The organism is Pseudomonas sp. HMWF006, from assembly GCF_003061205.1.
Classification (GTDB): Bacteria; Pseudomonadota; Gammaproteobacteria; order Pseudomonadales; family Pseudomonadaceae; genus Aquipseudomonas; species Aquipseudomonas monsensis.
Map to the genome: position 1 here is coordinate 1 of NZ_QAIU01000113.1, position 6,789 is coordinate 6,789.

General features: G+C 60.3%; 8 protein-coding genes. 4 read left to right on the plus strand and 4 right to left on the minus strand.

Annotation, left to right across the window (positions count from 1 at the left end; all coding sequences use genetic code 11):
* Window positions 1-716, plus strand: a 716-nt coding sequence (locus DBR24_RS04315) for an MFS transporter (protein ID WP_128614021.1), incomplete at its 5' end; no start/stop codon positions are given.
* A 42-nt stretch (window positions 717-758) separates the two neighbouring features.
* Here the strand turns inward: DBR24_RS04315 and DBR24_RS04320 are convergent.
* Window positions 759-1,796, minus strand: a complete 1,038-nt coding sequence (locus DBR24_RS04320; protein ID WP_123468937.1) for a dienelactone hydrolase — start codon at window positions 1,794-1,796, stop codon at window positions 759-761.
* Between the two features lie 237 nt (window positions 1,797-2,033).
* A complete protein-coding gene (locus DBR24_RS04325; RefSeq protein ID WP_123468939.1) occupies window positions 2,034-2,645 on the minus strand; it encodes an FMN-dependent NADH-azoreductase in 612 nt (203 codons plus the stop codon).
* 127 nt (window positions 2,646-2,772) lie between these two features.
* On the opposite strand from DBR24_RS04325, the gene DBR24_RS04330 reads away from it, so the two are divergent.
* Together DBR24_RS04330 and DBR24_RS04335 are read left to right on the plus strand one after the other, a co-directional pair.
* Window positions 2,773-3,681 (plus strand): LysR substrate-binding domain-containing protein, encoded by a 909-nt coding sequence (locus DBR24_RS04330; RefSeq protein ID WP_123468941.1) that lies wholly within the window; start codon window positions 2,773-2,775, stop codon window positions 3,679-3,681.
* A complete protein-coding gene (locus DBR24_RS04335) occupies window positions 3,678-4,037 on the plus strand; it encodes an MmcQ/YjbR family DNA-binding protein (protein ID WP_123468943.1) in 360 nt (119 codons plus the stop codon). Before DBR24_RS04330 ends, DBR24_RS04335 begins: the two co-directional genes overlap by 4 nt.
* A gap of 30 nt (window positions 4,038-4,067) precedes the next feature.
* Here DBR24_RS04335 and DBR24_RS04340 read toward each other — a convergent pair whose 3' ends face one another.
* Together DBR24_RS04340 and DBR24_RS04345 are read right to left on the minus strand one after the other, a co-directional pair.
* Entirely contained in the window at window positions 4,068-4,496 is a 429-nt protein-coding gene (locus DBR24_RS04340; RefSeq protein ID WP_123468945.1) for a DUF1294 domain-containing protein, read from the minus strand.
* Window positions 4,493-5,323: an undecaprenyl-diphosphate phosphatase gene (locus DBR24_RS04345; RefSeq protein ID WP_128614023.1), complete on the minus strand. Its 831-nt coding sequence runs from the start codon at window positions 5,321-5,323 to the stop codon at window positions 4,493-4,495. The genes DBR24_RS04340 and DBR24_RS04345 overlap by 4 nt, the downstream gene beginning before the upstream one ends.
* Before the next feature lie 302 nt (window positions 5,324-5,625).
* Here DBR24_RS04345 and DBR24_RS04350 point away from each other — a divergent pair.
* On the plus strand, window positions 5,626-6,789 hold a 1,164-nt coding region (locus tag DBR24_RS04350), incomplete at its 3' end, for a cache domain-containing protein (protein ID WP_146188953.1).

The window sequence follows — 6,789 nt, forward strand, 5'->3', positions numbered from 1 at the left end:
CCTACGGCGCGATTGCGATTGGCGCGCCGCTGGGCGTGGTCATGGTCGCCGATTACGGTTTTGCCAGCCTCGGCATCGCGCTGTCAGTACTGGCGGCGGGCGCTCTGGTGCTGATCCGCAATAAACCCTCAGTGCCGGTGGTGCGCGGTGAACGGCTGCCTTGTTGGGCAGTGTTCGGGCGCATTGCACCGTTTGGCGCCAGTTTGAGTCTGGCGTCTATCGGTTACGGCACGCTGACTACCTTCATCACTCTGTATTACCTCAATCGGGGTTGGAGCGGCGCGGCGTATTGCCTGACGGTGTTTGGCGTATGTTTCATCGTGTCGCGGCTGCTGTTCATTTCGGCAATCAGCCGTTTTGGCGGATTCAATTCGGCGATTGCCTGCATGACCATCGAAACCGTTGGCCTGGTGCTGTTGTGGCTGGCCCCGTCCACCGCCTTCGCGTTGATCGGGGCGGGCCTGGCGGGTTTTGGCTTGTCGCTGGTGTACCCGGCACTGGCTGTTGAGGCGATCAAGCAAGTGCCCAACTCCAGCCGGGGTTCGGGGTTGGGGGCGTACGCGGTGTTCTTCGATCTGGCGCTGGCGATTGCCGGGCCGCTGATGGGCGCGGTGGCGCTGAATTTGGGGTATTCGTGGATTTTCTTCAGTGCAGCGCTACTGTCGGTGACCGGGCTGGGGTTGACCTTGCTGCTCAAGCGCCGGGCGATGTCTTGACTGGACGGCCCCCTGTAGCAATGAGCCTGCAAAGGACCAGGATCATTGATCCGCCGTTTGCATCCCCGCCCGGCTCGGCTTGCCCAGCGTGCGCGAGAAGAATTGCCCGGCTTCGGAGATCAGGTTGCGGTGGATGTCTTCGCGATCCACGCCGTCGGCGTCGGTGCACAGCGCCGGCATGGCGCGGATCTGCTCTTCGTTGCACGGCGCCATGAACACGAAGTGCCCTGCCCCCGCTAGCAGTTTGAAGTCCGGGGCGGTCGGCAGTTTGCGTGCCAGGGCGGCGGCGTTTTTGTCGAAAGCCACCAGTTTGTCGCCATCACCGCTGTACAGCAGCACCGGCACATGTACGTCCGCCAGGGTGTGGCGCCCGAACTTCAGACTCAGTGGCGCCATCAGCAGCAGCGCATGCACGCGCGAATCGGCCACTGGCTGCAAGTCATCGCGATCGACGATCAGCTCGCCCTGAGTGTTGCAAGCATCGCGGTCGTCGGGGCGTTCCAGGCAGTAACGGCGCAGACGATCGAGATCCGGCTGCGCGCCAGAGAGGATCAACGCGGTCTCGCCGCCGGCCGAATAACCAATCACGCCGACCTGATCGGCATTCACGAATGGCGAAAGCATCGGGTCGCCGAGGGTGGCGGTGATCGCTTCGGAAATCTGGATCGGCCGCCCGTAGAGGTTGCTCAACGTGCCGAGTCGGCTGTGGTCTTTGGAGTTGTCGCCGGGATGAATCACCGCGACCACGACAAAACCCTTGCGGGCCAGCGAGGTGGCCAGGTCATGCAGCGCGATGGGGGTGCCGGTGTTGCCGTGGGACAGCATCAACATCGGAAAGCGGCCAATGGCGACCTTGGTGTCTTCGCCAGCCTCGACCTTGTAGCCTTCAAGCAGGCTGGTGTGTTCACGATCGCTGGAAGGATAGAAAGCGATGGCGCGCATCGGTTGCAGGTCCAGCGGATCGAGGAATGTCATCTCATGGTAACCGACACTCCATACGGGGTGTCGCCCGGGCGCGGCATGCACTGAACCGAGGCTGCCAAGCAGGCAAATCAGTAACGTTGCACAAAGACGCATCATGGGATGGCCCACCCTGTGTTACTCAAGCGAAAGATCCTTTATGTTCCGACACGCCCGAAACCCTGAGGTTCGGTGATCCGGCGCGGCGTTGCACGCAGACGTTGATCGTTTGATTGCATAACCCGGGCCAGATTATGCAACAGTCAGAAACAAAAAACTCTGTACCTAGCCCTTGCGGAACCAGAATACAGAGTTTTTTGGGCCTTGCCTGAACATCAGCTGTTCTTTACGCAAGCCTTACGCGGCGGCAAACAGTTGCTCGCTGATCTTCGCTTGAGCGGCGGTCATGGCGTTGTTGCGCACTTCCTCACCATACGCCAGGCCTTCGGCGCGGACGATTTCGATATCGGTGATGCCGAGGAAGCCCAGCACCAGCTTCAGATACTCTTCGTGGGCGATGCCACTGGCCTGGCCAGCATGAATGCCGCCGGAGGTGGAAACGATCACCACTTTCTTGCCACCGCACAGGCCTTCAGGGCCGGCTTCGGTGTAACGGAAGGTCTGGCCGGCGACGGCAACGCGGTCGATCCAGGCCTTGAGCTGGGTCGGCACGGTGAAGTTGTACATCGGTGCCGCGATCACCACGGCGTCAGCAGCGATGAACTCGGCCAGGGTCGAGGCGCTCAGTTCGGCTTCGTGCTGTTGTGCGGCGTTGCGCAGTTCTGCAGTCGTCCCGGCGGCAACCAGGGTGGTCGACGAGAAGTGGCTGATGGCGTCAGCGGCGAGGTCACGGTAAGTCACCACAGCAGTTGGCTCGGCGGCTTGCCAGGCTTTGACGACTTGGCTGCTCAACTGACGGGAAGCCGAGTTGTCGCCCAGAATGCTCGAATCGATATGCAGCAGTTTCATGTGGAATCTCCTGGAATGAATCGCCGGTGGCGACGGAATGGAGACAATCCTACGGAAGAAACCAATAGATGATTAGCCGCCGACAATGCGATAGTTCGTCCCACTGATAGAACAGTTGGATATCACCATGCAAGATCTCAACGATCTCTACTATTTCGCCAAGGTGGTCGAAGCCGGTGGCTTTGCGGCGGCCGGCCGTTTGTTGGGCATTCCCAAGTCGCGCCTGTCGCGACGCATTGCCGAACTGGAAGAACGCCTCGGCGCACGTTTGCTGCAACGCACCACGCGCCAGTTGAACCTCACCGCGGTTGGCGAACGCTATCTGCGCCACTGCCAGGCCATGTTACTGGAGGCGGAAATGGCCGATGAAGCCGTCGCCAGCATGTCCAGCGAACCGCGTGGGCGCCTGCGGGTGTCCTGCCCGACCGGTCTGGCGCGGGAAATGTTGCCGTGGGTGATCAGCGATTTTCTCGGCAAATTCCCCCAGGTGCAGCTGGAAGTGGTCCTGCTGAACCGGCGGGTGGACCTCGTGGCCGAGGGCTTCGATGTCGCGCTGCGAGTACGCGAATCGGGTGACGAAGACCCGCTGCTGGTCACCCGGCGCCTGCGCCAGGCGCAGACAGTCGTGGTGGCGAGCCCGGCGTTCGCCGAGCGGCAGTCGATCAGCCATCCGCAGGATTTGAAGAACCTGCCGGTGCTCGGCGCACTGGAAGCCGATCGCCTGGTCCATGTGCGCCTGCTCGACCAGCACGGCAAAAGTTTCGAGTTGAATATGGAGGCACGGCTGGGTATCGACGACTTTATAGTGCGCAAGGCCTGCGTGCTGGCCGGCCAGGGTTTCACCCTGCTGCCGATGATGTACTGCGAAGAGGAACTGCAGAACGGCTCGCTGGTGCAACTGCTGCCCGAATGGTCGTTGCCCGGCGGCTGGCTGCAAGCGGTGTACCCGCATCGACGCGGGGTGATGCCGGCGGTGCGCGCGTGGATCGACCACCTGGTCGAATCGTTCAATGCCTGTGGGGAGCGGTTGTTATGAGCAAGGGAAAGATGAGCGAAGCCGACGTGGCAGCGTTCTGCCTGGCGTTGCCGGGCGCTCGAGAGGATTACAAATGGGGCGGCGTGCGGGTGTTCTCGATTGCCGGTAACAAGATGTTTGCCTTGCAGGGTTTGCGCGGCGATTCGCTGGCATTCAAGGTCGACAAGGATCTGTTCCTCGGCCATTGCGACCGCCCGGGCATTCACCCGGCGCCGTATCTGGCGCGGGCGCAGTGGATCATCATGCACCCGCCCTACCCGCTGGGTGCGGAGGAACTGCAGGGATTGCTGATGCGTTCACATCAACTGGTGGTGAGTAAGTTGCCCAAGAAAACCCGAATCGGATTATTGCTTTGACGCCAATCCTGTAGGGGATTGGCTGAATTCTCAGAACAATGAAAGCAGGTTCGCGCCGAGGAACAACTGGTCGATCCAGAACACCTGGTGCAATGCCACAATCACCCAGAACAGAATCTGAAACGACACTTTGCGCGTCTTGTGCCGGAACACTTGCTGGGCAATCAACGCGCCCGGCCAGCCACCGGCCAGTTCCACGGCGTGGAGAATGTTTTCCGGCGTGCGCCATGCATCGGCGCGTGCCTTGCGCTTGTCCGCCCAATACATGAAGAACGCCAGCACACTGACCACACCATAGGCGGTCAGTGGCACCAGCGAGATCCCGCGCAGCCACATCGACAGCGAACCGAACAGCGGCAACGCACAGACGATCGCCAAAACCAGCAGTTTCAGCTTCAGGTTCTGAATACTGCCGCCTGACGGACGACCCTCCGGGCGACGTGCACGGGAGTCACTCATGGTTTGGCGGCCGACCAGTCCACCCAGCCGAACTGCCAGGTCGCCAGAATCACCAGACCGAAGACAATCCGGTACCAGGCAAACGCCGCATAGCTGTGGCTGGCGATGAATTTGAGCAAGCCGCGCACGGCGATCATGGCGAAAATAAACGCCGTGACGAAGCCGATGGCGAACACCGGAAAGTCCGCCGGCACAAACAGATGACGGTACTTGTAGCCCGAGTAAACGGCGGCACCGACCATGGTCGGCATGGCCAGAAAGAACGAGAACTCGGTCGCGGTCTTGCGCGACAAGCCGAACAACAGCCCGCCAATGATGGTCGAGCCAGAACGCGACGTACCGGGAATCATTGCCAGGCACTGGGCGAAGCCGACTTTCAACGCGTCTTTCCAGGTGATTTCGTCGACCGTTTCGGCATGCACTTGATGTTGACGCTTTTCCGCCCACAACATGATCAGGCCACCGATCACCAGCGCCGTCGCAACGGTGATCGGGTTAAACAGGTATTCGTGGATCAGGTCGGCAAACACCACCCCGAGCACGACGGCCGGCAGGAAGGCGATCAGCAGATTGGCGGTAAAGCGCCGTGCACTCGGTTGGGTCGGCAAGCCGATGACCACGTCGGCAATCTTGCGCCGGAACTCCCAGACCACCGCGAGAATCGCGCCGAGCTGGATAATGATGTTAAACGCCATGGCCCGTTCGCCGCCGAAATCGAGCAAATCGGCAACGATGATCTGGTGTCCGGTACTGGAAATGGGCAAAAACTCCGTAAGCCCTTCTACAACGCCTAGTATCAGTGCCTGCAAGGCCGTCCAAAGATCCATCAATCCCCCAAAGAGCGATGCACGCCGGCATGCTCCGATAGTATTTTTTGGTTCACTGCGTTCAGCGTAGCTGTTTATGGCTGTACCGATTCCGCGCGCACAGGATCTACACGAAACGGTCAAAATTCCGTGAAATATCAACTTGGATTCAGGTTTTCACGCGCGGGGCCGAAATCCTAACAGACAAGCCCTAATAGCGCTGTCGCGTTATTCGACTTGGGTCGCGTATGCCCGCCCACGAAATCGTGGTTGGATGCTGGCGGTGCTTTATTACAAGAAAAAGAATCCGGAGTGACAGCGTTATGAACAGCTTGCGCAGTGTGTCGATCAGCCGACGCTTGTGGCTCATTTTGATTGTGGCGGTGGTCATGTTGCTGACCTTGGGCGTGTTGATGCTCAAGCAGATCCACGACGACCTGTATCACGCCAAAGCCCAGAAAACCCAACACGTGGTGCAGACCGCCAGTGGCCTGCTGAGCTATTACCACGACCTTGAAACGGCCGGCACCCTGAGCAAAGAGGCCGCGCAGAAGCAGGCGCTCACCGCCATCCGTGGCTTGCGCTACGACCAGAGCGATTACTTCTGGATTAACGACCTCACGCCCGTGATGGTCATGCACCCGACCAACCCGAAACTCGAAGGCCAGAACCTCTCGGCGATCCGCGATCCGGACGGCTTTGCGGTGTTCAACGAGATGGTCGCCATCGCCCGATCCAAAGGCGCCGGCATGGTCAATTACCGCTGGCCGAAACCCGGTGCGAGCGAGCCGGTGGCCAAGACCTCCTACGTCAAACTGTTCGAACCGTGGGGTTGGGTGCTGGGCTCCGGCGTGTATATCGACGATGTTCAGGCCGAGTTTCAGGGCCAGGTGATCAAGGCGTCGGTAATCGGCCTGGTCATCGCACTGATCATGGCCATGCTGGTGATCCTTATCGCGCGCAGCATCGTTCGTCCGCTGCAGGAAACCGTGAACGCCATGGCCAACATCGCCAGCGGCGAAAGCGATCTGACCCGTAGCCTCGATACTCACGGCAAGGATGAAGTCACTGAGCTGGCGCATCACTTCAACGCGTTCACCGCCAAACTGCGCCGAGTGATCGGCGACTTGCAGGTGTCGGCCAGTGCCCTTGGCCAGTCGTCCAGCGAGCTGGGCAACGATGCCACGCAGGCGCAGCAACGTAGCCAGCAGCAGTCGCAGCAGATGGAGCTGGTAGCCACCGCGATCAACGAAGTGACCTACGGCGTGCAGGATGTGGCGAAAAACGCCGAGCATGCCGCTGCCGAAATGCGTGACGCCGAAGCACAGGCGCAACAGGGCCAGATCAACATCGACGGAAGTTTGCAGCAGATCGACCGGCTATCCGGCACCATCGACCAGGCCGTGGAGGTGATTCGCACCCTCGCCGCCGAGAGTACGCAAATCGGTAGCGTGCTGGAGGTGATTCGCTCGATTGCCGAACAGACC

Excerpts from the sequence above, each read along its gene's own strand:
- DBR24_RS04320 (WP_123468937.1), bottom strand. The coding sequence starts at position 1,796 with ATGATGCGTCTTTGTGCAACGTTACTGATTTGCCTGCTTGGCAGCCTC.
- DBR24_RS04325 (WP_123468939.1), bottom strand. The coding sequence starts at position 2,645 with ATGAAACTGCTGCATATCGATTCGAGCATTCTGGGCGACAACTCGGCT.
- DBR24_RS04330 (WP_123468941.1), top strand. The coding sequence starts at position 2,773 with ATGCAAGATCTCAACGATCTCTACTATTTCGCCAAGGTGGTCGAAGCC.
- DBR24_RS04335 (WP_123468943.1), top strand. The coding sequence starts at position 3,678 with ATGAGCAAGGGAAAGATGAGCGAAGCCGACGTGGCAGCGTTCTGCCTG.
- DBR24_RS04340 (WP_123468945.1), bottom strand. The coding sequence starts at position 4,496 with ATGAGTGACTCCCGTGCACGTCGCCCGGAGGGTCGTCCGTCAGGCGGC.
- DBR24_RS04345 (WP_128614023.1), bottom strand. The coding sequence starts at position 5,323 with ATGGATCTTTGGACGGCCTTGCAGGCACTGATACTAGGCGTTGTAGAA.